The following is a 25,565-nucleotide window of genomic DNA, read 5'->3' as shown; positions in this document are numbered from 1 at the left end:
AAGAGATGGCTTACCACTATACCGAAAGCGGTCTCGACAATGTTTGGCTCGAGAACGGATACACAAGGCACGATACGGCTTACGGAGTCGGTGTTTCGATTCAAGATACCGAAGGCCTCCACAGGGCGATCGGTCAATGGGTCATATCGCTCCCCAAGCCTCTAAATGGCGCAGAGCTTCGTTTCCTGCGCCTAGAAATGGATACTACGCAAAAGAACCTCGCCGGGATCCTAGGGGCCGACGAGCAAGCTGTGCGGCGGTGGGAAAAGGCCCGGACGAAGCCGATGAATGGCTCCGCCGACTTGCTCCTGCGCGCCCTCTATTCCGAGTATACTAACAAGAGCAGCCGCATTCGTCGCATGATTGATCGGCTTGCAGAACTCGACCAGATCGAAGCACCGACAGGGCGCTTTTGTGAAACCGACCACGGATGGCAGCCGCAAGGCTGTGCCGCAGCGTAGTCTTTGCCCCGGCCTCTGCGCCGGGGTTTTTCTTATCGCGGAGAATTCGATGCCGAGGCCAGTTTTGCCGTTAGTCAGCACAATGCTTCTTCCGGCGGAGATTCCAGATGCCGGCGCCGCCCTAAAAAAGTTGGAGGAAAGGAGATGGCGAGAAGCCAATCCCGCAGTCTTCATGCACAAGCGAATTGCGGACATGATCGAGCAATTTGAGAAGAATTTGGGACTGGAAAGCGAACTCGGGTTGACCGTTGTTGGTGGCCAAGATAGCCCAATTCATCTCCGGTCATTTGCGTGCTCGCCGCCGGACATTTTAGAGTTCCATGGCGTCAACGAACGCGGTCAGTCTGTTACGCTCATCCAACACCATACGCAAACCAGCCTGCTTCTCACCGAATTGCCGAAGATCAAAGCTAAGGCATTTCGCATTGGCTTCGTGCCGGCAGGAGACGGTGGTGCCTAAAGCGCGTATTCGCCCGACGCGTTACTAGACTAGTCTCTCATGTTCCCTGTCAAGGTTGAAGGCAAGAAGGCTCGCCTGCTTGGCAGGTTTGCGAAGCAGTCGGACCGGCTGAAGCTGCACAGGGCTGGGGGTGGAGCTCAGAGACGACGGTTGATCAGACTCTCATCCGCGGGTTGGGTACCGGCCTTCCGTATCTTCGTCTCGGGGCTGTCCTCGGTCTAGAGGGCGGGCGTCGGGCGCATCGGCTTGGCCACATAACTAGCGACGGGAGTTCCCCACCGTGGCCCCACCCCCAACACTGTTCAGCGGGTTGGGTCGAGACCGGCTATGACGGCGCGACCTCCCGGCCGATGCCCCACAAGAAGGCGGCCATCTCGCGTGCGATCGCAGCCACGACCACCGGCGGCTTCTTGCCGGCGGCGCTGAGGCGACGATAGCGGGCGCAGAGCCGGAGCTGCCCCTTCCAGGCAATATCGCGGACGGCCTTGGGCAGCCCCTCGAGCCGCACCCTCAGGGTCTCACTGACCCTGGCAGGATAGCGGTAAGTCCATGCCGCTTCGACCAGGGCGCGGCGGGCGCGTCGATTGCCGGCGAGCGTAAGGCTCGACCGGCGAACCGTGTCACCGGTCGAGCGCTCCCCCGGGGCAAGGCCGAGAAAGGCCATCAGCTGCGGCGGCGTATCGAAGCGACGCACATCCCCAATCTCGGCCGCAAATATCACTGCGACCAGGAACGAGGCGCCGCGCATGGCCTGATAGGCCTCAACGACTCGCGCCATGGACCAAGTTGGCACGACGGCGCGCAACTGCTCATCCAGGCGGTGTAGTCGCTGAGCCTCCGACAGAACTTCGAGCATAGATCGGCTCGGCCCATCCGTAGCTCACTTTGAGGCTCTCTTTTTGCGGCAACGAGAAAGACGCTCGCAAGCAGGTCAAATCGCTTGCGCCTGCCGTAAGAGCTCCACCGGCGGCGCGCCATGACGACGGCCCGCCGAAGCGAGCACCGCGCATCGGGCAGCAGGCACAGCGTTCAATCCCCGAAGGCGTCAGTCGACATTCGACAAGAGACATATGGCGCGGCGCGAGCGCTGGGGCTTACGACTGACGGAAGCGGCTCTCAATCCGAGGCGATGCCGTTCTTTATCCGTGTGAGGTGGCTTTCGCCTTCCTCCGGGCCGAAGCAGCTTTCGAAATCATTGCATTCCCGGCAACTGGGCGCGCTGCACAGCGAAAAACCTTCGGCCTCGCAGAGCTTGCGGTAAAAGTATCTCTTCCATTTCATGTTTTGGGTGTTGCCGGCCGCCAGCGTCGGAAAATGCGAGGCGAGCAGGCAGCCGAGGTCGCTTCGATTAAAAAGGCCAAGGTCCTGCCAGAGATGGTCATTGCGCATGGCACGCCGGGCGATGATCTTGGCGAAGCGGGCGCTCGCCGGGTCTCCCGGCCGGGCATGCGCCAGCAGCAGTCCGCGCAGAAGTTCTTCCTCCAGGTCCGGCTCGGGCTCGCTCACCTCTTCCAAGGCAAACGCGGTGATAGGAATAGCAGGGAAACAGCGGGCCAGGACATCGCGCAGCTCGGCGCGCGAAAGGCCGGTTGCCTGCGTCGCCGTCGCCTCGCCGGCCTCGATCTCCTCGAGCGCACGTGAAAGCACACAGGCAAGCACATGCTGGTCGAACCTCCTCTCCAGCTCGATCTGCGGCCATCGGCCGGTGCTGAGCCGGGCATAGTGTTGGGCAAATATGGTGCCGTTCTCCTGGTTTGTCCTATCAAGTCATGCAGCGACCCGGCCGGCCGCAACATGGGTCGGGCAGTTCTTCGGGTAGAGGCAGTCGCGGATCGTCTCGCGGTCGAGTAGTGCGGTAATTTTCGTCTGGTCCATCGGCTCTGTCGCAAATTCTGTGATTGGAAGAGGTGTTTCGCGAATCCCCGCCCTGCCGTTTGCGCCTCATGGGGAACACCTCGGCGCCGGAAATGCCCCCGCGGAGTTGGACGTGGACCATGCGGGACAGAGGTCGCGTGCTGTCCTTTCCAGTGCGGCCACATGGTCGACCCCATTCAAGCCCGCCAGACCCACGGTTGAATGACGTCTGATTCAAAGCGTCAGGGGGTGAGTTCCAGCGCACGTTCAGGACAGCATCGCGCGCCTCGCGATGCCGGCAGCTCCTCCCCTTCCGCAACTTCAATGTCACCAGGCAGGATATAACCCTCGTCATCAAGCTTGAAGATGTCCGGCGCTTGCGCCGCGCATCGCGCGTGACCCTGGCATTTGGCATTTTGGACGATGATGCGCATGGCGGTGCCTCCATTGTCTGTGCCCCGGCTCGGGGCGGGCCTATGACCAGTCCAGGATCAAATTTTCGATCCCGAACACATGGCCGCCAGAGGTTATGGGTGCCGTACCCTGCTTGATCCTGAAAGCCGGGATGCGCGCCAGCCACTCCTCCAGGCCAATGACAATCTCCCGCCGGGCAAGGTGTGAGCCAAGGCAACGGTGGGGACCATAGCCAAAGGCGGCGTGGCGGTTGTCCTCCCGCTCCAAATCGATCGTGTTGGGGCATTCGAATTCCGCCGGGTCACGATTGGCAATCATCGTGGCGCAGGAAACATAGTCCCCCTTCCGGATCGGCGCGCCTTCGAAGTCGATATCTTTCGTAGCCACGCGGATCAACTGAATGGGCGGATAGGCCCGCAGCAATTCTTCGGTTGCGAGCGGGATGCGGTCCGGTTCGCTCCGCAGCAATTGCTGATCTTTGAGGTTGCGCGCGAGGTACGCCAAGTCAAAGCCTATAGCTGCTGCGACCGTGTCGAGCCCAGCGACGAAGACAAGCACGCCGATGCCGCGGACTTGGGTGTCCGTCAGCCGGCGGCCCTCGACCTGTGCCTGCACGATAAAGGTCATGAAATCGTCAACCGCCTCCTGGCGGCGCATGGCTGCAAGTTCGTCGATGAATGCCACGATCGTCCGGGCAGCCACAGGTCGTTCCTTATCGTCGCCGTGGAGCAGATCTTTCCCCCAGCCGACGAATGTATCGAGTCGGTCATCGGGCAACCCCAGAAAGCGAAGAAAGGTGCTCACCGCGAAAGGAAAGGCAAAATCCTTCATCACGTCGCAGCTTGTGCCCGACGCGGCGATCCTTTCGATCAGCTCGACCGCCCGTTCGCGGACAGCCGGTTCCAAAGCCAACACCCGCTTTGGCGAAAGCAGCGGATTGAGCAGTGAGCGAAAGACGCCATGGGCCGGTGGATCGAGCTCAAGCGGGATCGTCGGCCAGTTTTCACCCAGTATGGAGGAGAAGATGCTGCGATGGCTGGAAAAAGTCTCTGCGTCCTGCAGCACCTTCCGCTGGTCCGCGGCACGGGTGATGACCCAGGTACCCCGGCCATCTTGCGTGTTGTAGCGGGAGTAAAAGATCGGAGGCCCGTCATGTACGCAAGCGACAGCTGCGTGTGGATCCCCGTTGGGTGTTGGTGGCATCCCTGGCGATGTAAACAGGCTGAAGTCCCTCACCATTTCGGGCGGGACATGATCTGGAACGGGCTTGGTCGCCATTTTGCTTTCTCTACATTGACGTTCATGGCTCGATTGAGATTGCACCTCTGTTCATAAAGTCGATTTGCAGCATGGGTACGTCTCGGGTCGGGCGCCTTCTAGATTCTGTCGCCCGATACAGCCCACCTGCACCAGCGCGGATGAGATCGGTTGCGAAGTCAATCAGAAGGGCATCTCCGCTGCGCAGCGGTCATGAAGCAAAGCCGCCGCTTGTTCCCGTCAGGGTCGAGAGGCTGGTCAATCACCGCTGAGCTCCGTGACGCACTGCTGATGCCCTGCTGATCAAATAGTCGAAGCAAGTCGCGTGCCGGATAGGCGTACCCATGGCGCTGCAGCAAGCGATGCCAGCCTGCACTGGGCCCGTCGCCGCTAAGTTGATGATCACCTGTCCATCATTCTTAGGACAACGTCCGACAACCGACATCCACGGTCGGTTTTGTCGAGTCCGCGACATAGGGCAGTTCGGCCTGGCGGCTGCTGCACAGCCTTCCGGTCGACGAGCGAGGAGATCGCTCGCAGGGCCCGGATTGAGCAACGACGCGATCCACCGAAAGGATCGGATGTGGTCCGACAAGACCCGCGGCGCTTGCCCGCGATGATCGAAATTATCAACAAGGTCGAGCCGCGCTTCGGTTCGGCGCTGATGGCGTATGCGTTGTATCACTCGCAGCCGCTGCAAGGATTTCCGGTCAGACGAGCGATGCACTCGTGCGCAGCGATCCGGCCGGCGACGAGCCTGACTGTATCGATGCGGTCCAATTCCGGCGTGCACACCTGACCGTCCGTATGCGCTACGACGGCAAGCTCTATCGCACATGGACCTATATTTCCTCGCGAGCCGCTGTCGGAACGTGGTGCCGAGTCCTATGGCGGCCGGTTCATTCCGAGGGCCTGTCGGCTCTACACATCCCTGTCGGTCGGACCGGGAACGCGTGGCAGACTCTCGGCCAGAAACCGCCAGTCGCTGCGCTCGCGTTCGCCTTCCTTGCGCGCGCCGAAGAACTGGATGATCATCTTGCCGTCGGCGCCATAGGCTTCAACGGACGTGACGTGACCGTCCCTCGTCGGCTTGCGCACGGCCCAGACCTCGCGGATGTGATGAGTCCTAAGATGGAGATGGAAGTTCTCGTCGAGCACATTGATCCGCGGCCCGATCTGCTTGACCGACTTGATCGGGCCGGAATGGATCTGGATGCAACCACGATTGCCGACAAAGCACATGATCGGCATCTCGTCTTCGGCCGCCTGTTGGAACAGGGCGCCAACGGCGTCATTGTCGAGCAGCCAGGCGTAATCCTCGTCGGCCATACGTATCGCCTGGCAGCGGCTGAGCTTCAGTGTCTTCAACATATGGTAGAACTGATGCACGTCGCTCAGCCGGCTCCAGTGCTCGCGTAGGTCGTCGACCGTGGCGGCTTGGTCTTGACTCACTGCGTTATCGCGCGCCCCGCTCGCCTCGACCGATATGATCGGCTCCTGGTCGGAGGATACGAGCTCTGCCGCCAGATTCTGATAGGCGTGCAGGTTCGAGGCGGGCCTGAGATGTATTTTGTGCATCGCCTCGCCGGTGGCATCAAAGAATTGCAGGCTGCGGCGGATCTCGGCTTCCTCGCGCTTCTCGACGGCGAAGCCATACGCCCACGCTTTCGGGAAGATGCGCAGGTCGATCTCGTCGCCGAGCACCATGGCATGCGGGTTGCCGGTGACCACTTTGTCGTAAACGCCGATCTTTTGGTGCACGGCACTTTGGTTGCGGGTGACCGCCATCACCTCGCCGACCGCTTCGAGGCCGGTCAGCAGATCATCGACGCGCGGCTCGATGCGCACCGCGCCGTGACCACAATGCGCCGCGACCAATTCGGCTTCCGAAATGCCCAATCGAGCGGCGAGATCATGCTCCCGGATTTTCGGATTGTCTTCGCACGCCCGCCGGATTTCGTCCGGCGACGGTTTCTCGCGCTGGTCCATGTCTTACCCCTGCTTCCACCTACGTGTGAGGATCAGCTGCCCTGCCGGTGAATCTTCAGCCGATCGGGCGCGCCGTAATGCTCGACCCTGATCTGCTGCTGGCCCGTGAACAAAGTGTCGCTGGACAGCGTGCGCACGTCGTCGCACCCGCGCGAAAACCGGGGGTGCTATCGGAGCGGCGAGACCCGAGTGACACGAGCAGGCACATGCCGATGGAATCACATCGAGCCGGTCGGTGGCCACCGGGCGGTGGTGAGCGATTGTGGGTGTTGTCGCAATCGGCCAATCGGTCATTCGGATGCCACGGGCGGCGCTGCTTCGCCAAACAAAGCGTGTCTGACCCAGTCCTGACATGTTGCTCCCTTGCTTCGCCCCATCGATCGCGAGGGCACCCACGACACGATTGTGGATCGGCAGTCTCTTGCCGCCTCGCCAAGTGGAGCTTCAAAAACCGTGCCAATTGACCGAAGCAAGCTCAGAAGAAGTCTTCTGTAATGGTCATTGGTTTAATGTGAGTTCAGCCAACAACTCAGGCCCAACATCCCGCGTGGCGGACCCGACAAACCCGACAGTACGTGTCGGTTGGCCGACACCTTCGCAGCAATGGACTCACAAGAACCACCGCAGTGTCAGAGATGCCGCGCTGTGTTGAAACATTTTTTCGCTTTGGCACGGTGCATGCAACGTGATGCGCAAGCAGGTCCCGGACTGAGGAGAATGGAGCCATGATTACGCTCACCGACAACGCTGTTGCCGCCATCAAGACTGCTCTTTCCCGCGCCAGCGAGCCGGCGGAAGGCTTTCGCATCATGGTCCAGGCCGGCGGCTGCGCCGGCTTCAAATACTTAATGGGCCTGGAGAGCGTGTCGCGCGAGGGCGACGCGATCACCGAGACAGATGGGATTAAGCTGTTCGTGGACGCGGGCTCCCAACCGCATGTCGCCGGCATGACCGTCGACTTCCTCACCGGGCTGGAATCTTCCGGCTTTGTCTTCGATAACCCCAACGCGCGCGAGAAGTGCGGCTGCGGCAAGTCCTTCAGTTGATCGCCCGAAGCGCCTGTGCGGGTCCATGAAGCGATTGCCGTTGACGGACTCATTTGCGGCAGAGGAGGCTTATATGGCCGGCACAACAGATGTCCCTGTCCTCAAGAACAAGGCAAGGTCGAAGCCGATCTTGGGACCGGCAATCGCTTCAGGTAGGATGCAAAGAACGTCGCCTCCCGAAACAGTTCGGTTCCTGGTGGCACCCAAGCTGCTGGCGACCAAATCGCGCCGCTGCGCCAAATTCGGCTTATCGATAACGTTGTCGCGTTCGGGCGTCCTTACCTGCGGGCTGACGGCGGCGACTGCGGACTTGTCCGTGTCGACGCCGATCCGGTCTAAGTCAAACTCTCGGGCGTCTGCGCCGGCTGCCAGTTCGGGCCCATCATCATCAACGGCATGCGCCAGAGGCTCAATGAGGCGGTCGCACGCTCGCGTCATTCCGGTCAACTGAGGATCGCACATGAAACCTGTCTACCTCGACAACAACGCAACCACACGGGCCGATCCTGAGGTCGTGCAAGCGATGTTGCCGTTCTTTAGGGATCAATTCGGCAACCCTTCGTCGGCGCACGCTCTTGGCGCCTCAGTCAGTGCGGCGGTGAGAAAGGCGCGGAGGCAGTTGCAAGCTCTGATCGGCGCGGAGTTCGACGATGAGATCACCTTCACCTCGGGTGGGACAGAAAGCGACAATGCAGCGCTTCTTTCGGCGCTCGAGGCGACGCCCAACCGAACCGAGATCGTGACGTCCGCGGTCGAGCATCCCGCCGTGCTGACGCTCTGCGCGCATCTTGAGAAGACCCGCCGCGTCAAGGTGCACAGGATCCCGGTGGATTGCCGTGGCCGGCTCGACCTCGACGCCTATATGGCCGCCCTCACCCCACAGGTGGCAATCGTCTCGATAATGTGGGCGAACAATGAGACTGGTGTGATCTTCCCCGTGGCCAGGCTTGCCGAGTTGGCCAAGGAAGTGGGCGCCCTTTTCCATACCGATGCTGTGCAGGCGGTCGGCAAGCTTCCGATGGACCTGAAGTCGACCGCAATCGACATGCTGTCGCTCTCCGGCCACAAGCTGCATGGGCCGAAAGGGATCGGCGCGCTTTTCGTAAAACGTGGCGTCAATTTCCACTCGCTGATCAAGGGGGGCCACCAAGAACAAAACCGGCGTGCTGGCACCGAGAATACGCCCGGCATAGTCGGGCTCGGCATGGCGGCCGAACTCGCCTTGAAATTCATGGACGACGAGACCACACGGGTAAAGTCGCTCCGCGACCGTTTAGAGGACGGGATTCTCCAGCGCATCCCAAGCACCTGTGTCACTGGTGATCCCCTGGAACGGTTGCCCAACACCGCAAACATCTCCTTCGAACATGTCGAAAGTGATGGAATTCCACTTCTCCTCAGCCGCGTGGGCATCGCGTGTTCCTCCGGCTCCGCCTGCACCTCCGGCTCGCTGGAACCGAGCCATGTCCTGAGCGCGATGAAAACGCCACACGCGGCAGTCCGCTTCTCCTTGGCGCGGGACAACGGCGAAGCGGACGTCGACCGGGTGCTCGAGGTCATGCCGGCAATCGTGGAGAAGCTGCGTGGCTTTCCCAGTTCTGGGCCGGGTAAGCGAAGCTCCGAAGACGTTCAATCCGGTCTATGCCTGAGCGGCAGCAGAACAGGCTACCGTTCATGACCCGTCATGTCTTTCTCAACGATACGACCTTGCGCGATGGCGAGCAGGCGCCCGGCGTCGCCTTTACCACGACGGAAAAGCTGGAGATCGCCGAGTCTCTTGCGGCGGCCGGCGTCACAGAGATCGAGATCGGCACGCCGGTCATGGGCGCCGACGAGATCGAAACAATTCGCGCCGTGGTCGCGCGGCGTCTCCCGGTTCGGCTCATGGCCTGGTGCCGGATGACGTCGCTGGATCTCGATGCAGCGATCGAGAGCGGCGTCCACGCCGTCAATCTATCGCTGCCTGCGTCGGACATCCAACTTGCCGCCAAGCTCGGCCTCGATAAGGCGGGAGCGCTCCAGGTCATCGATCATATGGTCAGGCGCGCCGCCGCCGCCGGCTTCTTCGTCGCGGTGGGCTGCGAGGATGCCTCGCGGGCCAATCGGGATCATCTCGCCCGCGTCATCGAGACGGCTGCACGCGCCGGCGCAAGCCGCGTCAGGCTAGCCGACACAGTCGGCGTTCTCGACCCGTTTTCGACCTTCGAACTTGTCGCCCAGCTCGTTGCGCAGTCTCCAATTGACCTTGAATTTCATGCGCACAACGATCTCGGACTTGCTGCCGCCAACACGCTGGCCGCGATCCGCGCAGGCGCGCGCCATGCCTCCGTCACCGTCCTGGGGCTCGGCGAGCGTGCGGGCAATGCCGCGCTGGAAGAGGTGGCCGCCGCGATGGCGGTCCTCGACGGCGCGGATACCGGCATCGAGCTGACCGCATTGCCCGACCTCGCCGCCCAGGTGGCTTGGGCCGCCCGCCGGCAGACCGCGGCCATTAAACCGGTCGTCGGCGCCGATGTTTTCACCCACGAATCCGGCATTCACGTGGCAGGGCTGCTGAAGGACTCGCGTACTTATCAGGGGCTCGATCCGGCTCTCGTGGGCCGCTGCCGGCGTATCGTCATCGGCAAGCATTCCGGCGCCACTGCGATTGCCCATGTGCTGAGAGAAAGCGGCCGCGATCTCGACCCGGATTTGGCAGCCGCGATGGTGGCCCGCGTCCGGCGCGAGGCGGCCGAGACCAAATCGACCGTCACTGCAACTCAACTGGTCGAGCTCTACGATGGAATGTGCAGCGAGGCATCCCTCGCGGAGCTGTGCGGGTCCAGGTCAGCCCTGCGCGAGCGCACCGACACCACAGTTTTCCGACCAGGGAGAATGCAATGAATTGTTCCGCTGACAGACGCCCCATCGATATCACCGACATCCTCGCACGACTGAAGCGCCTGTCGGCTGCGGAGGAGTTCTTCGCAGTCCTTGGCGTCTCCTATGACCCGAAGGTGCTGAATGTCTCGCGGCTCCATATCATGAAGCGCGTGGGCCAATACCTTGCCGAAGAAGATTTCTCCGGTCTGCCCGACCAGGTGATTGCCGCGCGGGTGCGCGCGACGCTCGAACGCGCTTACGAGGATTTCGCGATTTCCTCGCCGCTCATGCATCGGGTCTTCAAGGTGCTCAAAGACCACGATCCGAACAAACCTGCCACGCCGGGCCGCACCTTTGTCCCGTTCGACTCCGTACTGAAGCGGTTCGGACAGGAATGACAGCGACACGAGTTGCGACGCGACAATGTCGAGAGGCCGACAAATCCGGTCATCACCACGGCGCCCTCAGAAGCAACCAACGAAGTTCTAGGAATAGGGGGCAGCGCAAAACAGTTGGCACGAATGATGCACACCAAGGAGATAACCGCCAAGCCCGCATCCGGACAGGAGCCTAGAGAAACCGCCAATGCACATCGTAATCTGTATCAAGCAGGTGCCGGACTCGGCACAGATACGGGTCCATCCGGTGACGAACACGATCATGCGCCAGGGTGTTCCGACCATCATCAACCCTTACGACCTGTTCGCCCTCGAAGAGGCCCTCAGACTGCGCGACGCCTATGGTGGCGAAGTTACCGTACTCACTATGGGTCCGCCCATGGCAGAGGACGCGTTGCGCAAGGCGCTCGGATACGGCGCCGACCGAGCGGTGCTCTTGACCGACCGCTATTTTGCCGGCTCCGACACGCTGGCGACCTCGTTCGCCCTTTCCCAGGCAATCGCGAAGGTTGGCGAGACGTTCGGCACGCCAGACCTCGTCTTCACCGGCAAGCAGACGATCGATGGCGACACCGCCCAAGTCGGGCCCGGCATCGCCAAGCGCCTCGAACTCCTGCAGCTTACCTATGTCGCGAAGATCGCCTCCATTGATATTGCTGCGCGCGAGATCAAGGTCGAGCGCCGCTCCGAAGGCGGCACACAGATGCTGAAGAGCAGTCTCCCTTGCCTGATCACCATGCTGGAAGGCACAAACGAGATCCGCCGGGGCTCGATCCAGGACGCCCTGTGCGCCGCGCGCAGCCAGGTCTTGAAATGGAGTGCGGCCGATGCCGGCATTGAGGATCTCACCAAATGCGGCCTGCGCGGTTCACCGACGGTCGTCAAGCGCGTTTTCGCGCCTCCTGCGCGGGCCGAAAAGGCGGCAAAAATCGACACCGCCGAGATGGCCTTGCGCGATGTCGCTGACGAACTCATCACGGCAATCTTCACCCGCCAGCCGGCATTGGAACATGAGCTCGCCTTCAACGGCGGCGCGTGAGAGGGCAAGGAGCAGACGATGTCGACCGCGAACCGAGAAACCCCTCGCCCTGCCGCCGGCCGTGCCGGCATAAAGAAGGAGCTGCCCGCGCATTTCAAGGACTACCGGCACGTTTGGGTTTTCATCGAGCTCGAACGCGGCCAGGTCCATCCCGTATCATTCGAACTGCTCGGCGAAGGCCGCAAGTTAGCAGACAAGCTTCAGGTCCAGCTTGCAGGCGTCGTGCTTGGACCGCCGGGAGAGGCCATCGGGAACGCCGTTGCCGAAGCGTTCGCTTATGGCGCCGACCTTGTCTACATCGTCGAGGCGCCGCTGCTCGCCGACTATCGGAACGAGCCATTCACCAAGGCGATGACGGATCTGGTCGATACCCACAAACCCGAGATCCTTCTTCTCGGTGCCACCACACTCGGCAGGGATCTTGCCGGCTCCGTGGCGACGACCTTGCAGACAGGGCTCACGGCCGACTGCACCGAACTTGATGTGGATACCGACGGTTCGCTCGCCGCCACCCGTCCGACTTTCGGCGGTTCCTTGCTGTGCACGATCTATACGCTCAATTTCCGCCCCCAGATGGCGACAGTGCGACCGAGGGTCATGCCCATGCCACCGCGGGCGGATAAACCGGTCGGGCGTGTCATCCGGCACAAGCTCTCGGTAGCCGAGGACGAGATCGTTACCAAAGTCCTGGGCTTCCTGCCGGATAGTCAGTCGGCAAAGGCAAATCTTGCCTATGCCGACGTCGTGGTTGCGGGAGGCCTCGGTCTAGGCGCGGCGGAGAACCTGCAGCTTGTGAAGAATCTCGCGCGGGCAATTGGTGCCGAGCATGGCTGTTCGCGCCCGTTGGTCCAGAAGAGCTGGATGCCGGCTGATCGGCAGATCGGCCAAACTGGCAAGACCATCCGGCCGAAGCTTTACATAGCGGCTGGGATTTCCGGCGCCATCCAGCACCGGGTTGGCGTCGAGGGGGCGGATCTCATCGTGGCCATCAACACCGACCCGAACGCGCCGATTTTCGATTTCGCTCACCTCGGGATCGTCACCGACGCGATCCGCTTCCTGCCCGCACTGACGGAAGCCTTCACCCGGCGGCTGTCGCCCCACAGTCGCGATAAGCTTGCGAGCTAAGGGATGGATATGATTGAGGAACAATTCGACGCCATTGTTATTGGGGCCGGCATGTCCGGAAACGCAGCTGCTTACACCATGGCCAGCCACGGCCTGAAGGTGCTGCAGTTGGAGCGGGGTGAATATCCGGGGTCCAAGAATGTCCAGGGTGCCATCATGTACGCGAACATGCTGGAGAAGATCATCCCGGATTTCCGGGACGATGCGCCTCTTGAGCGGCATTTGGTTGAACAGCGGCTTTGGGTGATGGACGACACGTCCCACACCGGGATTCACTATCGGTCGGACGACTTCAATGAGGCGAAGCCCAACCGCTACACGATCATCCGTGCCCAGTTCGATAAATGGTTTTCGCGTAAGGTGCGCGAGGCCGGCGCGACGGTTCTGTGCGAGACGACCGTGACGGAACTCATCCGTGACGCCAAGGACAGGGTGATCGGCGTCCGCACAGACCGGGCCGGCGGAGCCATCTACGCGGACGTGGTCGTCCTCGCAGAAGGTGTCTGCGGACTGCTTGGCACGCGGGCCGGCCTGCGCGAGATGCCGAAGCCGCAAACCGTGGCGCTCGCCGTCAAGGAAATGCATTTCCTGCCCGAAGAGGTCATTGAGCAGCGGTTCGGCCTCAAAGGCGATGAAGGCTGCGTGATCGAGGCGGTGGGCACGACCTCCCGCAGCATGGCCGGGCTCGGCTTCCTCTACACCAACAAGGAGTCGATCTCACTGGGCATTGGCTGCCTCGTCTCCGATTTCGCCGCGATGGTCGAGAGCCCTTACGTCCTCCTCGACGCCTTAAAAACCCATCCTTCGATCCGGCCGCTGATTGCCGGCTCGGAAGTGAAAGAATATTCCGCGCATCTCATTCCCGAAGGCGGCTACAAGGCTATTCCGCAGCTCTTTGGCGACGGTTGGGTCGTGGTCGGCGATGCCGCGCAACTGAACAACGCCATTCACCGCGAGGGTTCGAACCTCGCCATGACCTCCGGCCGCATCGCGGCTGAGGCAATCATCGAGGTCAAGAGCCGCAACGGTCCTATGACCAAACGGAATCTCGCCCTTTACAAAGCCATGCTGGACAAGTCCTTCGTGGTCAAGGACCTAAGGAAATACAAAGACATGCCGGCCTTGCTCCACACCAATTCCTGCAATTACTTCACGACCTATCCGCGGTTGATGTCGCAAGCCGCGCAGAACTTCATGCGTGTCGACGGCACGCCGAAGATCGAGAAGGAAAAGGCGACCACGGCGGCCTTCATCAAGGCGCGCTCGCGCTGGGGGCTGGTCAGCGACGCGGTCCGCCTTGCATTGGCGTGGCGCTGAGGGGAGACGAAATGACGATCGCAGTGACGAAGTCACGTGTCGAGGACAAGCTTTACCAGAACCGCTACTTGGTGGATTCCGGCCGTCCGCATATCAAAGTGCGACCGCACGAGAGGCCAAGCGCGAACTTGCTCGCGCTGACCCACGTCTGCCCGGCGAAATGTTATGAGTTGAACGACAAAGGTCAAGTGGAGATCACTGCCGACGGCTGCATGGAGTGCGGCACCTGCCGGATTTTGTGCGAGACCAGTGGCGAGATCGAGTGGAACTATCCACGCGGCGGCTTCGGAGTCCTCTTCAAATTCGGATGAGGACGCACGCACCGTATCAAGAGGGTCAATCTTGGTACACCTGAGGTCGCGACCAACGCCAAGTCTATCTTTGCTTGAATTGCCGCGCCACGAAGAGAAGCTCGTGAATACTGTGCTTTCACAATTCAGACTCAGACACAAAAGGAGGAGCACTCTGGACGACAACCGCTGAGGTGTTTCCATGGCTCACGTACCGCAAGATCGGGTCGACGAGGTAGCACCTCGGGATACCCGCCCTGAACCGCCCATCAAAAGCATGCCCCAAGCAGATATCGCGCTCAGGGGACTCTACGAGATATCGAAGGTGCTGACCGCCCCCAGCGAGCTGGAGATTACGCTCGCCAATGTCGTGAACATCCTGCCTTCGTTTCTGCAGATGCGTCACGGAGCAATCGTCGTCCTGGACGCTGAAGGAGAGCCGGAGATTGCCGCAACTGCCGGCAATACCCACGCACCTCAATCAGGCACTCGCCGCGTCATACCACAGGCCATAACAGATCAAATCGTCGCTACGGGGACGCCGCTCTTCATACCGGACGTCCGCAAGTCCCAACTATTTCAGGCTGACCTTCAAACATCTTCGAGCAGCGGCACCATCCCAATTGCCTTTATCGGTATCCCGCTAAAGGCTGATCATAAAATCCTTGGGACATTGTCGATCGACCGCGCCGGAGACGGCGCCACCGACTTTCGCGACGACGAGGACACATACTTCCTGACGATGGTCGCCAACCTTGTCGGCCGGACGATCCGTCTCCATCGCATCCTGAGTACAGATCGTCAGCGGTCTGTCCATGAGCAATGGAGACCGGAGAAATCGCCCAACGAGGGGAGGACCTACGACCCTGCCCGGCATGCGGATGTCAAAATCGACGGGATCATCGGGGAAAGCCCCGCACTCAAGCAGGTGCTCGAAACCGTCTCGGTCGTAGCAGGGACCAATTCCACCGTGCTACTGCGGGGTGAAAGCGGCACCGGCAAGGAATTCTTTGCGCAAGCCATCCATAAGCTCTCACGTCGGAGGAAGAAGTCTTTCGTCAAATTGAACTGCGCCGCACTGTCTGAAAGCGTTCTGGAGTCAGAACTGTTTGGGCATGAAAAGGGCGCTTTCACGGGTGCTATCTCCCAGCGCGCCGGTCGTTTTGAATTGGCAAATGAGGGAACGCTGCTACTTGATGAAATCGGCGAGATTTCGCCGGCCTTTCAAGCCAAACTGTTGCGTGTCTTGCAGGAAGGCGAGTTGGAGCGAGTCGGCGGCACCAAAACGCTACAGGTCGACGTGCGCCTCATATGCGCCACCAACAAGGACCTCGAGACGGCCGTCATAAAAGGGGAGTTCCGGGCCGACCTTTATTACCGCATCAATGTGGTGCCAATTATCCTGCCTCCGCTCAGAGAGCGACCCGGCGATATTCCACGCCTTGCGAACGCCTTCCTCAACCGATTCAACAAGGAGAACGATCGCGCACTCGCCTTCGCGCCGTCGGCGCTTGACCTGATCTCGCAATGCTACTTCCCTGGTAACGTCCGCGAGCTGGAGAACTGCGTCCAAAGGACGGCCACACTTGCGCGTTCAAGGACGATCACGCCATCCGATTTCGCCTGTAAGAAGAGCCAGTGCCTTTCCTGGCTCCTCTGGAAGCGAGCCGACCGCTCGAATGGCGGCAATACCATCGACGATCTCGCACGGGTCAACGCAGTGCCGGTCGGATTGCGGCTGCCGGCCAGTCGCATCGGTGCCTCCGCAGGCAACGTATCTCCCCTTGCGGCCGGCGATCCAAACGATCCCGCTTGTCCCCCGCGTCTGACGGAACGCGACCGGCTGATCGACGCGATGGACAAGGCCGGTTGGGTTCAGGCCAGGGCGGCTCGTATCCTCGGCCTCACGCCGCGGCAAATCGGCTACGCGCTGCGCCGATATGGCATCGAGGTGAAGAAATTCTAGACGTCGTGATGACGTCAAACGTAAGTCCGGAGTAGTCTCCCTCAGACCCTTCGCGCCCAAGGCTGGTAGCCTTCGCGACTCGATTTGCTTGTCCACTGTCGGAAGCCCGACAAAGATGTGTCGGAGCAATCCGATGGAATCCGACACGAAAGCCAATTCGTGAACCAAAACCGCTCTTTGAGCTGGCATAGCTCTTGCGGTTTGAACTGCGACATTCACCCAGCAACGGAGCCGTTCGATGTCCGCACCGGCAATTTCGCTTGAGAGCCTCAGCACGACATTCGGTGACCAGTTGCTTGCCACCGTGAAAGCCGGTGGCTGCGCGTCTTCGTCCTGCGGCTCGTCGATAAAGCCGGACGACACGGATCCGGCTATCTGGGAGAAGATCAAGGATCACCCCTGCTTTTCAGAAGAGGCGCATCACTATTTCGCGCGCATGCACGTCGCGGTCGCGCCCGGCTGCAATATCCAGTGCAACTACTGCAATCGCAAATATGACTGCGCCAACGAAAGCCGGCCTGGGGTGGTCTCCGAAAAGCTGACACCCGACCAGGCGCTACGCAAGGTGGTCGCGGTCGCCAACGAGGTGCCGCAACTCTCCGTGCTCGGCATCGCCGGACCGGGCGATGCCTGTTACGACTGGAAGAAGACGAAGGCAACGTTCGAACGAGTTGCCAGGGAAATCCCAGACATCAAGTTTTGCATCTCCACGAATGGGCTCGCGCTGCCGGACCATGTCGATGAGCTTGCCGACATGAATGTCGATCACGTGACGATCACCATCAACATGGTCGACCCTGAGGTCGGTGCAAAGATCTATCCTTGGATCTTTTACGACCATCGCCGCTACGTCGGCATCGAAGCCGCCCGGATCCTGCACGAGCGGCAGATGTTGGGTCTGGAGATGCTGACCGCGCGCGGCATCCTCACCAAAATCAATTCAGTGATGATCCCCGGCGTGAACGATGAGCATCTGATCAAGGTGAATAGATGGGTCAAGGAGCGAGGCGCGTTCCTGCACAACCTCATGCCGCTGATTTCGGACCCGGCGCACGGCACGCACTACGGACTGAGCGGGCAACGCGGCCCAAACGCAATGGAGCTGAAGGCTCTTCAGGATCGTGTCGAAGGCGGCGCCCAGTTGATGCGCCACTGCCGGCAGTGCCGGGCAGATGCCGTCGGCCTGCTCGGAGAGGATCGTGGCCAGGAATTCACAGTCGACCGGATTCCCGGCGAGGTCACCTACGATGCCAGCAATCACAAGGCCTATCGGGAGCTGGTCGCGGAGGAGCGCCGTGATCACGTGGCGGCTAGGAGAGAAGCGATCGGATTGGTCAAGGCAGCGAGCCCCGGCAAGTCCCTTCTCTTCGCGGTGGCGACCAAGGGCGGCGGCCGCGTCAATGAACATTTCGGCCATGCGAAGGAATTCCAGGTTTATCAAGTCTCGCCGAGAGGGATCAGTTTTGTCGGGCATCGGAAGGTGGAGCAGTATTGCCTCGGCGGCTGGGGCGGAGAAGCCGCCCTCGATGGCGTCATCGCAGCGCTTGAAGGCATAGATATCGTGCTGTGCGCCAAGATCGGAAACTGCCCGCAGGATCAGCTCGCCGACGCTGGAATCCAAGCCACCGACGCATATGCCCACGACTATATCGAGACCGCAATCAGCGCGATTTACGCGGCCGCGTCTGGGACCCCCGCACTCGCGGCGACGGCCTGAGCGCGTCTCATCCATTCGGACCAGGAGTTAAAATGGCTTTCAAGATCATCGCATCCCAATGCACCCAATGCGGCGCCTGCGAATTCGAGTGTCCCTCCGGCGCGATCAAGTTCAAAGGCGAGAGCTATGTGATCGAGCCGCAAAAGTGCACCGAATGCGAGGGGGTCTTCGATGCGCAGCAATGTGCCTCGGTATGCCCGGTGCCGAAGACCTGCGTTCCTGCGTGACGGACATTGGGCCGCCGACATGGTCGGGGATGCCTTCGCAGGACGCCTGGAACGCCTTTGTTCACACTGCAGCCTCAAGGGAAATCAGGGAACGGACATGTCGCTCGGACGCGAAGAGGAGGTCGAAATCCGCAGGCCTCCACGATTCATGCCGGGAGAGCGGGTACGTGCCACTCGCCACATAAAGAATGACGGCACCTATCCTGGCAGGGAGATCGGCGAAAATCTCGTGCGGAAGGGCGACGAGGGATATGTGCGCGACATTGGCACCTTTCTCCAGCAGTTCTTCATCTATGCGGTCGAATGGATCGACCGTGGCACAGTCGTCGGCATGCGAGCGCGTGAACTGATGAGCCTCGACAAAGCCGAGGTGCCCTGCAGTGCTGATAGCAATACCAATGAAGGGACGGCCAGATGAAAGTCATGATCCGCAGGACCGATGCTGGCTTGTCGGCGTATGTCCCGAAGAAGGACCTCGAAGAGCCGATCATCAAGCTCGAGAAGGAAGAGTTGTGGGGCGGAACTGTGACGCTCAGGAACGGGTGGCGGCTCCTCCTACCCGATCTCCCACGGGATACGCGTCTGCCGATCACCGTCGAGGCAAGGAAGGTTTCCGAAGAAGACTGATGCTCCCCCTTGATAAGGTGCGTCGCGAGGAAACGAGCATGAACACGATCCTGACATCGGGCCACCTCGTCATCGTGCGGGACAGTTTTGCCGAAAAGCTGCTTGACCTGGCGAAGAAAGCGCTCGCCGCCGATGAGGTGATCCCCTATCTCGGTCCGGGTCTTCTTGAATTCAACTGTGCGGAACCGCCTGTGCCGCATAGGCCGGAGGTCGTTGCCGCGGCACTCAATGCGCGGGCGCCAGCCCCTTCCAGGATCCGCACCAATATGTGGTCGGTTGCGCAGTTCATCGAACAGCGCCGGCATCGCCGGACGCTGCAAGCTTGGATGAGCGACATATTCGCAGCGCCGGTGGCGCCGACCCTCCTCCACGCCTGGCTCGCAAGGCTGCCGCTCTCCCTCATCATCGACAGCTGGTACGACGGCGCGATGCGCACGGCTCTCGTAGAGACTGGCCGAACGGACGTCGTCGAGATCCAGGGCGTAACGCGGGCGAACGAAATCCGGGACATTTGGACGAAAACCTACGATTTGTCCGGGAGGGAACTCGACCCCCGATCGGGGGCGAAGACGGTTCTCTATACACCTCACGGGAGTATTAGGCCGGCGCAAAACTTTCTCGTCGCAGATTCCGATTATGTCGAAGTCCTGACCGAAATCGATATCCAGACACCGATCCCAGACGTGGTGAAGGAACGGCGCATCACCCGTGGATTTTTCTTCGTTGGCTGCCGCTTCAACGATCAGATGCTGCGCACCTACGCCAGGCAGATCATGAAGCGCTCCCGAGGTCCACATTGCGCGGTAATGGACGCGGAAACGCTGACCAGAAACGAAGCGCGTTTCCTTGCGGCAAGCGGAATCACGGTGATCGACATGCCAGTAAGTGAAGCCGCGGCTCGGCTTATAGGAACGCGCCCTGCTGCAGGTGGTGGACAGGATTAACAATGGCGGGCCCCTTTGATGATTGGTCCTTCGGCTTGCCTCGAGGGCGCAAAATGCAGTCGGGAATACACCCGTGAGCAGTGATGCTATCGGCAGCGCAACGAACGCTCTGAATTCGTTGACCCATGTGGAAGCGGCGCGCTGGGGCCGGGATTTGAGTACGCTGTTGCGCATCACGCGTATGAATTTGCGGCACCCCTGGCAGGTCGCCTTCGCTATGGGCTCGACGGTCCTGGCGGCAATCCTCCAGTTGCTCATTCCCCAGCTTCTCGGCCGGGCCGTCGACCTGACCCAGACAGCCATCGGGGGCGGTGGCGCGGGGACTGCGGCAGGACAAGCGCTCTGGACCCCTGCTCTCCTGCTGCTCGCCGTCAGCGCGCTACGCGGCCTTTTCACGATGGCGCAGAACTATTTTGCCGAAGCCGTCGGGCATCATGTCGCGTACGAACTGCGGCTCGCCTACTACGACAAGATCCAGCGTCTCAGCTTTTCCTTTCACGACCGGGTCCATTCAGGCGATCTGATCACCATCGGAATGCTCGATCTCCAAGGCGTGCGGATGTATTTTTCCACCGCGCTCGTTCGCGTGGTCCTGCTCACCATGCTGATCGGGATCGGCGCCTACATGATGATCTCGACCGATCCCATGCTCGGCCTGGTCGCGCTGAGCTTCGTGCCTTTTGTCGCCTGGCGCTCATCGGCCACACAGCTTAGGCTGCGCGCCACCTGGCTCGACCTGCATGAGCGGCTTTCGGTACTAAGCCGCGTGATGGAGGAAAATCTCGCAGGCATCCGCGTGGTCCGCGCTTTTGCGGCTCAAGCCTATGAGATGCTGAAGTTCGACGGCGCTTCCAAGAACGCGCTCGACCTCGCCCACGACCGAGTTGACATCTACGTGCCCAGCACGTCGGCGATGACCTTGTCCTTCTTTTTCGCAATGGGATTGGTGCTCTGGATCGGTGGCAGCAAGCTCGTCGCTGGCGAGATCAGCGTCGGAACGGTGGCGACCTTCCTGACCTTCATGACAATCCTGCAAATGCCAGTCCGCCAGATCGGCCTCATGGTCAATGCCTTTGCCCGCGCTTCTAGCTGCGGTTCGCGGCTTTTCGGTCTCCTCGACCAGGAGATCACAATCAGGGATGCTCTCGAGGCCAGACCGCTCGAGATAAGCGACGGCACTCTGCGCTTCCACAATGTCTCGTTTGCTTACCCCAGCGCCGAAACCCGCGCCATTCTGAAGAACCTCAGCTTTGAGGCCCGTAGAGGCGAGACGATCGCGATCGTCGGTCCGCCGGGTTCGGGCAAATCGACGATGGCTCATCTGGTCCCCCGCTTTTACGACGTGACCGGTGGCGCCATCACGCTGGACGGCCAGGACATACGCAATGTCACCCTCGCGACGCTTCGCAAGGCGGTCGCCGTCGTACAGCAGGATGCATTCCTATTCACCACCACGATCGAGAACAACATCGCTTATGGCGATCCCTGGGCGAAGAGACAGCGAATAGAACGCGCTGGCGAATTCGCCCAGCTCCACAACTACATCCTCGGGCTCCCAGCAGGCTACGAGACGGTCGTGGGCGAACGCGGCGTCTCTCTCTCTGGCGGCCAGCGCCAGCGTCTCACGATTGCTCGCACCATGATGCTGCGCCCCTCCGTCGTCGTTTTCGACGACTCAACGGCCGCGATCGATGCCGGCACCGAGCAGCGCATCCGCGCGGCGATGCGGCGCTTCGCCAAGGATCGGGTGACGATCATCATCGCGCACCGGCTGAGTGCGCTTATGCATGCCGATCAGATCCTTTTTGTCGATAACGGCGAAATCGTAGAACGCGGCACGCATCAAGAGCTTTTGGAGAAGCGGGGACGCTACAGGGCCCTTTACGATCTCCAGACGCGCCCGGGTGATGACATTATGACCCAGTATGGGGGCGCCCGCTGATGGCGCAGGGCCGCGCCGGCGAACTCGAAGCCGAACGTGACGACGGCAGACGCCCTCCGCGCGCGGTTGTCGGCTCGCACCGCATCGAGGAGGAGATGTTCGGCCGGGCTTTCGACAAGAGCATCCTCCGGCGCATCTGGGCCTTCGTCCGTCCCTATCGGGCCAGGGTAGTCATCACGATTGCAGCAATGCTGATCTTCACCGGGACGCAGCTTCTCATCCCGTTGATCATCCGCTACGCGCTCGACCAGGGCATGAACCCGGCAAGGAGCGATCGCTCAGCCCAGCTTGCGGCCGTCGGCGCGTTCGTTTTGGCGATTTTGGTCAATTTCGCTGCCGGCTACATGCAGGAAACCGTGGTTGGGAAAGTGGCCGAAACTGTCCTGTTCGACATCCGCCGCGCCATGTTTGGCCATCTGCAGAAGGTTTCGCTCTCCTTCATGGACAAGACCGAGGTCGGACGCCTCATGTCGCGCCTGCAAGGCGACGTCAACTCCATACAGGAATTCCTCGAAACCTCGGTATATTCCGTAGGCGATGTTGCGCTTCTCTTCGGCATCGTTTTCGTAATGCTGTGGCTCGACTTCCGCCTCGGCCTCTTGACGCTCTCGGTTCTGCCGGTCCTGGTGATCGTCCGCATTGTCTGGCTGCCGCGTGCCCGCGACGCCTTCATGGCCGCACACGAGACTAATTCCGTCGTCAACGGCGCGCTGGCCGAAGCCATTCACGGCGTGCGCACCGTCCAGTCAATGGACCGCCAGCAGGTGAATTTCATCCTTTTTGACGACAAGGCCCATGCCAACCTCAGGACCCACCTGATCGCTGCCAAATATGCACTGGTCATGGTGCCTATCGTCGATGGCCTCACCGGCCTCGCCATGGCCGCCGTTATTGTGGTCGGCGGCTCGATGGTCATGAATGGCCGCATAGATGTGGGCGTATTGGTTGCCTACCTGTTTTACATCCAGCGCTTCTTTGACCCGATCCGCTCACTCACCCTGCAATATTCGGTCATGCAGCGCGCCATGGCCTCAGGCAAGCGCCTGACCGATGTGCTCGACGTCAAGATCGATGTTCAGGACAAACCCAATGCCGAGGTGCTTTCGCCCGAAATGGACGGCTCGGTCGAGTTCAGGGACGTCACCTTCGGCTACAATCCGAACCGTTCGGTGCTGAAAAATGTCTCCTTCCGGGTCAATCCCGGCGAGACGGTCGCACTGGTCGGGCCGAGCGGTTCTGGCAAATCGAGCGCGATGGCCCTGGTCCACCGCTTCTATGATGTTCAGCAGGGCCAAGTGCTGGTCGGCGGACATGATGTGCGCGATCTCACCCAGGAATCGCTCGGCCGCCAGGTCGCCATGGTGCTGCAGGAGCCGTTCCTGTTCACCGGGACGGTCTTCGAGAACATTCGATACCACAAGACGGAAGCCACGCGCGACAAGGTGATCGAGGCCGCCAAGGCGGTCGGCGCCCACGACTTCATAATGAGCCTCGCCGACGGGTATGAGACCCAACTTGGCGAACGCGGCGACAACTTATCTCTCGGCCAGCGCCAGCTTATCAGTTTCGCCCGCGCCCTCGTCGCCGACGCCAAGATCCTCGTGCTCGACGAAGCTACCGCCAACATCGACAGCTACACGGAAATGCAGATTCAGAAGGCTCTGATAAAGCTGCTTGAAGGGCGCACTGGCCTCGTCATCGCCCACCGTCTTGCCACGATCCGGGGTGCCGACCGCATCATCGTGCTTCAGAATGGCCAAGTTATTGCGACTGGCAACCACGATCAGCTAATAGCCACAGGGGGCCTCTATTCCAAACTCTACAATCTCAACTACGCCTCCTTCGACGACATTCCCGAATACGATACGACCGTACAAGCAGGCTCCCAGACCTGACGTCTTGCCGGCCTTGTGGTACTGGCATTGACTCGGGCGTGCCGGACACTCAGGCCGCCGCAGACGAGGAAGCAGGCAGCATTCATGAAAAGCACTCGCGCGGATCGTGAAGACCGGCTGCGAACGATTTCCTCCAGCATCGTTATCCGACCGCGGTGCACCCCGCGACATCGGGCGAACTCGCTCCAGGTGGTGTCGCTCGGCGTAGCAAAGCCGCTCGCGAGCGCGCCCTCAACAGCGCCGTAGCGAGTGACGGCTTTGCTACCGCCGAGCCGCTGATGAAGCTGGATCTGGGCGCCGCACCGGCGCCGCCCCGGGCGAGAAGAACCTCTGCGGCGGGCTATGTGCCAACGACTAGCGCGAGCGCGACGAGCAGACGCGTGCCGGCATCGTGACGCGCTCGGCCATCATCTCCTTAGGATCGTGCAGGTTCACACGATGGCCCAGACGCCAGCCAACGCACAAACCCCTGGTAATCTGTGCCGCCGGCTCGTCGTCAGTTTGGCCTCCCTCCCGATTGCCCGCCCCCACCACGTGCACGCTCGAGCACGTGGATTTGAGGGAGCGCTTACTACGATTTAACCTTCAGATCAGACCGCGAATTTCATGGTCAGCCAAGTCGAGCCATGATTTCGGATTGAATGGTCGTCGCGGTGTATAGGGAAGCATCTAGCGGCAGATTCCCAAATGCCAGTTGACAAAGAAGGTAGTTAGCACCTGCCTCTTCCAACTGACTGAGCAGAGCTTCTCGCACAGACGCTGCTGATCCTACCACGCACAATTCACTCTCGACTGCCGCATCGAAGGTCAGCGGCAGGTTGGGTGGAGTGGGGATAGCGTTAAGCTCGTAAAGGAATTGGAAGCTCTTGAGCCATCGTTCGTAAGCAGGTGCCGCGAGCGAATAGGCATGTGTGTCACAACGCCCAACCACGACCATGCGGAGCAATCCAATAAATGGCGCTCGATCGCCCGCGCCAGCGTTGTCCTCTTGATAGGCGCGGAACGCATCAGTAGTTTTGCGAACAGAAGAGGAAGGTCCTACACACGCGATATTTGCTCCATTCGCAGCGGCCCAGGCTGCGGACTCGGGTCGATTGGCGGCGACCCATGTCGGCGGATGTGGACGCTGATGAGGTCTTAGCGTCAAAGGAACGTCATTGAGCTCAAAATGGCGGCCTTGATAGCACAGCGTGCCAACCTTCATGGCATTAACAAGTATTTCAACAAGAATTTCGCTGGCTTCCGCATAGCGGCCCGGCACCGCGTCCGCACCAATCCCGAAGTAACCCAATTCGATCGGGAGAGCACCGCGCCCTATGCCCAGTTCGAGCCTGCCACCGCTCAACTGGTCCAGCATACAGATCTCTTCGAACGCACGCAGCGGATGATAAAGCGCAAGCAGCATCACCAAGGGTCCGAGACGCAGGCGCCGGGTGCGCTGGGCGACGCTCGATAAGAACAGATTCGGCGATGGACCTCTCCCATGGGGGGTACAGTGGTGCTCTGCGAGATGATAGGCATAGAACCCTAGCTGATCGCACGCCTCTGCTAATATCAGGCGATCTTCGTACTGCCGGGCGATATCGAGGCCGTCCTCGTCCAGATGATCGAAGATGCCGAAGGCTAGGTTTGAAGGAAAGACGTTTGTCACTCGATATTGTCCCCGATTTTAAAGAAAAATGTTGTCGTGCTTGGGTGACCAAGCAAGCCTAAAGATAGCAATGTGTGATAT

General features: G+C 60.6%; 24 protein-coding genes and 2 pseudogenes. 19 read left to right on the top strand and 7 right to left on the bottom strand.

The window, feature by feature from the left end; all coding sequences use genetic code 11:
- Positions 1 to 5 precede the first annotated feature (5 nt).
- Both NKJ55_RS16125 and NKJ55_RS16120 read left to right on the top strand, forming a co-directional pair.
- The gene (locus NKJ55_RS16125; protein ID WP_023678227.1) at positions 6 to 461 is read left to right on the top strand and encodes a helix-turn-helix domain-containing protein; all 456 of its coding nucleotides are present in this window, start codon (positions 6 to 8) and stop codon (positions 459 to 461) included.
- Positions 415 to 921, top strand: coding sequence for a hypothetical protein (locus NKJ55_RS16120; protein WP_352450763.1), 507 nt, complete (start codon positions 415 to 417; stop codon positions 919 to 921). The genes NKJ55_RS16125 and NKJ55_RS16120 overlap by 47 nt, the downstream gene beginning before the upstream one ends.
- Before the next feature lie 325 nt (positions 922 to 1,246).
- Here NKJ55_RS16120 and NKJ55_RS16115 read toward each other — a convergent pair.
- The 4 genes and pseudogenes from NKJ55_RS16115 to NKJ55_RS16100 all read right to left on the bottom strand — a co-directional run.
- Positions 1,247 to 1,756 (bottom strand): annotated as a pseudogene (locus NKJ55_RS16115) (transposase); the annotation flags it as partial.
- A gap of 281 nt (positions 1,757 to 2,037) precedes the next feature.
- Positions 2,038 to 2,658, bottom strand: a complete 621-nt coding sequence (locus tag NKJ55_RS16110; protein WP_352450802.1) for a nitrogen fixation protein NifQ — start codon at positions 2,656 to 2,658, stop codon at positions 2,038 to 2,040.
- Between the two features lie 359 nt (positions 2,659 to 3,017).
- Positions 3,018 to 3,209: a ferredoxin gene (locus NKJ55_RS16105; protein WP_352450761.1), complete on the bottom strand. Its 192-nt coding sequence runs from the start codon at positions 3,207 to 3,209 to the stop codon at positions 3,018 to 3,020.
- A gap of 40 nt (positions 3,210 to 3,249) precedes the next feature.
- Positions 3,250 to 4,467, bottom strand: coding sequence for a cytochrome P450 (locus NKJ55_RS16100; RefSeq protein ID WP_352450760.1), 1,218 nt, complete (start codon positions 4,465 to 4,467; stop codon positions 3,250 to 3,252).
- Between the two features lie 436 nt (positions 4,468 to 4,903).
- Between NKJ55_RS16100 and NKJ55_RS16095 the strand changes: the two are divergent.
- A pseudogene (locus NKJ55_RS16095) lies at positions 4,904 to 5,245 on the top strand (hypothetical protein).
- Positions 5,246 to 5,367: 122 nt separating this feature from the next.
- Here the strand turns inward: NKJ55_RS16095 and NKJ55_RS16090 are convergent.
- Positions 5,368 to 6,435 carry a hemin-degrading factor gene (locus tag NKJ55_RS16090; protein ID WP_352450759.1) on the bottom strand — a complete coding sequence of 356 codons (1,068 nt, stop codon included), beginning with the start codon at positions 6,433 to 6,435 and terminating at the stop codon, positions 5,368 to 5,370.
- Between the two features lie 725 nt (positions 6,436 to 7,160).
- Between NKJ55_RS16090 and NKJ55_RS16085 the strand changes: the two genes are divergently transcribed.
- Positions 7,161 to 7,481 carry a HesB/IscA family protein gene (locus tag NKJ55_RS16085; RefSeq protein WP_023678237.1) on the top strand — a complete coding sequence of 107 codons (321 nt, stop codon included), beginning with the start codon at positions 7,161 to 7,163 and terminating at the stop codon, positions 7,479 to 7,481.
- Between the two features lie 69 nt (positions 7,482 to 7,550).
- Here the strand turns inward: NKJ55_RS16085 and NKJ55_RS16080 are convergent, their stop codons facing one another.
- Positions 7,551 to 7,943 carry a hypothetical protein gene (locus tag NKJ55_RS16080; RefSeq protein WP_352450758.1) on the bottom strand — a complete coding sequence of 131 codons (393 nt, stop codon included), beginning with the start codon at positions 7,941 to 7,943 and terminating at the stop codon, positions 7,551 to 7,553.
- On the opposite strand from NKJ55_RS16080, the gene nifS reads away from it, so the two are divergent.
- The 15 genes from nifS to NKJ55_RS16005 all read left to right on the top strand — a co-directional run bounded on the left by nifS (position 7,942) and on the right by NKJ55_RS16005 (position 23,833).
- On the top strand, positions 7,942 to 9,159 hold the full coding sequence (gene nifS, locus NKJ55_RS16075) for a cysteine desulfurase NifS (protein ID WP_352450757.1): 1,218 nt from the start codon (positions 7,942 to 7,944) through the stop codon (positions 9,157 to 9,159). The genes NKJ55_RS16080 and nifS overlap by 2 nt on opposite strands.
- Positions 9,156 to 10,364: a homocitrate synthase gene (nifV, locus tag NKJ55_RS16070; RefSeq protein ID WP_352450756.1), complete on the top strand. Its 1,209-nt coding sequence runs from the start codon at positions 9,156 to 9,158 to the stop codon at positions 10,362 to 10,364. The genes nifS and nifV overlap by 4 nt, the downstream gene beginning before the upstream one ends.
- Complete coding sequence (gene nifW / locus NKJ55_RS16065; RefSeq protein WP_352450755.1) at positions 10,361 to 10,741, top strand: nitrogenase stabilizing/protective protein NifW; 381 nt, start codon at positions 10,361 to 10,363, stop codon at positions 10,739 to 10,741. The genes nifV and nifW overlap by 4 nt, the downstream gene beginning before the upstream one ends.
- A gap of 187 nt (positions 10,742 to 10,928) precedes the next feature.
- Positions 10,929 to 11,780: an electron transfer flavoprotein subunit beta/FixA family protein gene (locus NKJ55_RS16060; protein WP_352450754.1), complete on the top strand. Its 852-nt coding sequence runs from the start codon at positions 10,929 to 10,931 to the stop codon at positions 11,778 to 11,780.
- Positions 11,781 to 11,798: 18 nt separating this feature from the next.
- Positions 11,799 to 12,908 (top strand): electron transfer flavoprotein subunit alpha/FixB family protein, encoded by a 1,110-nt coding sequence (locus NKJ55_RS16055; RefSeq protein WP_352450753.1) that lies wholly within the window; start codon positions 11,799 to 11,801, stop codon positions 12,906 to 12,908.
- 9 nt (positions 12,909 to 12,917) lie between these two features.
- On the top strand, positions 12,918 to 14,225 hold the full coding sequence (locus NKJ55_RS16050) for an FAD-binding protein (protein WP_352450801.1): 1,308 nt from the start codon (positions 12,918 to 12,920) through the stop codon (positions 14,223 to 14,225).
- Positions 14,226 to 14,236: 11 nt separating this feature from the next.
- Positions 14,237 to 14,536: a ferredoxin family protein gene (locus tag NKJ55_RS16045; protein WP_023678245.1), complete on the top strand. Its 300-nt coding sequence runs from the start codon at positions 14,237 to 14,239 to the stop codon at positions 14,534 to 14,536.
- 181 nt (positions 14,537 to 14,717) lie between these two features.
- Positions 14,718 to 16,481: a nif-specific transcriptional activator NifA gene (gene nifA, locus NKJ55_RS16040; protein WP_036238852.1), complete on the top strand. Its 1,764-nt coding sequence runs from the start codon at positions 14,718 to 14,720 to the stop codon at positions 16,479 to 16,481.
- Between the two features lie 238 nt (positions 16,482 to 16,719).
- Positions 16,720 to 18,198, top strand: a complete 1,479-nt coding sequence (nifB, locus tag NKJ55_RS16035) for a nitrogenase cofactor biosynthesis protein NifB (RefSeq protein WP_352450752.1) — start codon at positions 16,720 to 16,722, stop codon at positions 18,196 to 18,198.
- Between the two features lie 32 nt (positions 18,199 to 18,230).
- Positions 18,231 to 18,425: a 4Fe-4S dicluster domain-containing protein gene (locus NKJ55_RS35645; protein ID WP_023678248.1), complete on the top strand. Its 195-nt coding sequence runs from the start codon at positions 18,231 to 18,233 to the stop codon at positions 18,423 to 18,425.
- Between the two features lie 97 nt (positions 18,426 to 18,522).
- Positions 18,523 to 18,843: a nitrogen fixation protein NifZ gene (locus tag NKJ55_RS16025; RefSeq protein WP_352450751.1), complete on the top strand. Its 321-nt coding sequence runs from the start codon at positions 18,523 to 18,525 to the stop codon at positions 18,841 to 18,843.
- On the top strand, positions 18,840 to 19,052 hold the full coding sequence (nifT, locus tag NKJ55_RS16020; RefSeq protein WP_023678250.1) for a putative nitrogen fixation protein NifT: 213 nt from the start codon (positions 18,840 to 18,842) through the stop codon (positions 19,050 to 19,052). Before NKJ55_RS16025 ends, nifT begins: the two co-directional genes overlap by 4 nt.
- A gap of 38 nt (positions 19,053 to 19,090) precedes the next feature.
- Positions 19,091 to 19,996 carry an SIR2 family NAD-dependent protein deacylase gene (locus tag NKJ55_RS16015; protein ID WP_352450750.1) on the top strand — a complete coding sequence of 302 codons (906 nt, stop codon included), beginning with the start codon at positions 19,091 to 19,093 and terminating at the stop codon, positions 19,994 to 19,996.
- A gap of 73 nt (positions 19,997 to 20,069) precedes the next feature.
- A complete protein-coding gene (locus NKJ55_RS16010) occupies positions 20,070 to 21,938 on the top strand; it encodes an ABC transporter ATP-binding protein (protein ID WP_352450749.1) in 1,869 nt (622 codons plus the stop codon).
- Positions 21,938 to 23,833, top strand: a complete 1,896-nt coding sequence (locus NKJ55_RS16005) for an ABC transporter ATP-binding protein (RefSeq protein WP_352450748.1) — start codon at positions 21,938 to 21,940, stop codon at positions 23,831 to 23,833. The genes NKJ55_RS16010 and NKJ55_RS16005 overlap by 1 nt, the downstream gene beginning before the upstream one ends.
- Before the next feature lie 610 nt (positions 23,834 to 24,443).
- Here NKJ55_RS16005 and NKJ55_RS16000 read toward each other — a convergent pair.
- Positions 24,444 to 25,484 (bottom strand): LLM class flavin-dependent oxidoreductase, encoded by a 1,041-nt coding sequence (locus NKJ55_RS16000; protein ID WP_352450747.1) that lies wholly within the window; start codon positions 25,482 to 25,484, stop codon positions 24,444 to 24,446.
- Between the last annotated feature and the right edge of the window lie 81 nt (positions 25,485 to 25,565).

The organism is Mesorhizobium sp. M0106 (genome assembly GCF_040322715.1).
Taxonomy (GTDB): Bacteria; Pseudomonadota; Alphaproteobacteria; order Rhizobiales; family Rhizobiaceae; genus Mesorhizobium.
This window is presented reverse-complemented; position numbering and strand designations above follow the sequence as displayed.

Bases quoted from the DNA above. Each gene is read 5' to 3' on its own strand.
- NKJ55_RS16045 (WP_023678245.1), top strand. From the start codon at position 14,237: ATGACGATCGCAGTGACGAAGTCACGTGTCGAGGACAAGCTTTACCAG.
- NKJ55_RS16050 (WP_352450801.1), top strand. From the start codon at position 12,918: ATGATTGAGGAACAATTCGACGCCATTGTTATTGGGGCCGGCATGTCC.
- nifV (WP_352450756.1), top strand. From the start codon at position 9,156: ATGACCCGTCATGTCTTTCTCAACGATACGACCTTGCGCGATGGCGAG.
- NKJ55_RS16125 (WP_023678227.1), top strand. From the start codon at position 6: ATGGCTTACCACTATACCGAAAGCGGTCTCGACAATGTTTGGCTCGAG.
- NKJ55_RS35645 (WP_023678248.1), top strand. From the start codon at position 18,231: ATGGCTTTCAAGATCATCGCATCCCAATGCACCCAATGCGGCGCCTGC.
- NKJ55_RS16100 (WP_352450760.1), bottom strand. From the start codon at position 4,467: ATGGCGACCAAGCCCGTTCCAGATCATGTCCCGCCCGAAATGGTGAGG.
- NKJ55_RS16015 (WP_352450750.1), top strand. From the start codon at position 19,091: ATGAACACGATCCTGACATCGGGCCACCTCGTCATCGTGCGGGACAGT.
- nifB (WP_352450752.1), top strand. From the start codon at position 16,720: ATGTCCGCACCGGCAATTTCGCTTGAGAGCCTCAGCACGACATTCGGT.
- NKJ55_RS16085 (WP_023678237.1), top strand. From the start codon at position 7,161: ATGATTACGCTCACCGACAACGCTGTTGCCGCCATCAAGACTGCTCTT.
- NKJ55_RS16060 (WP_352450754.1), top strand. From the start codon at position 10,929: ATGCACATCGTAATCTGTATCAAGCAGGTGCCGGACTCGGCACAGATA.
- nifS (WP_352450757.1), top strand. From the start codon at position 7,942: ATGAAACCTGTCTACCTCGACAACAACGCAACCACACGGGCCGATCCT.
- NKJ55_RS16090 (WP_352450759.1), bottom strand. From the start codon at position 6,435: ATGGACCAGCGCGAGAAACCGTCGCCGGACGAAATCCGGCGGGCGTGC.
- nifT (WP_023678250.1), top strand. From the start codon at position 18,840: ATGAAAGTCATGATCCGCAGGACCGATGCTGGCTTGTCGGCGTATGTC.
- nifW (WP_352450755.1), top strand. From the start codon at position 10,361: ATGAATTGTTCCGCTGACAGACGCCCCATCGATATCACCGACATCCTC.
- NKJ55_RS16080 (WP_352450758.1), bottom strand. From the start codon at position 7,943: ATGTGCGATCCTCAGTTGACCGGAATGACGCGAGCGTGCGACCGCCTC.
- NKJ55_RS16025 (WP_352450751.1), top strand. From the start codon at position 18,523: ATGTCGCTCGGACGCGAAGAGGAGGTCGAAATCCGCAGGCCTCCACGA.
- NKJ55_RS16055 (WP_352450753.1), top strand. From the start codon at position 11,799: ATGTCGACCGCGAACCGAGAAACCCCTCGCCCTGCCGCCGGCCGTGCC.
- nifA (WP_036238852.1), top strand. From the start codon at position 14,718: ATGGCTCACGTACCGCAAGATCGGGTCGACGAGGTAGCACCTCGGGAT.
- NKJ55_RS16105 (WP_352450761.1), bottom strand. From the start codon at position 3,209: ATGCGCATCATCGTCCAAAATGCCAAATGCCAGGGTCACGCGCGATGC.
- NKJ55_RS16005 (WP_352450748.1), top strand. From the start codon at position 21,938: ATGGCGCAGGGCCGCGCCGGCGAACTCGAAGCCGAACGTGACGACGGC.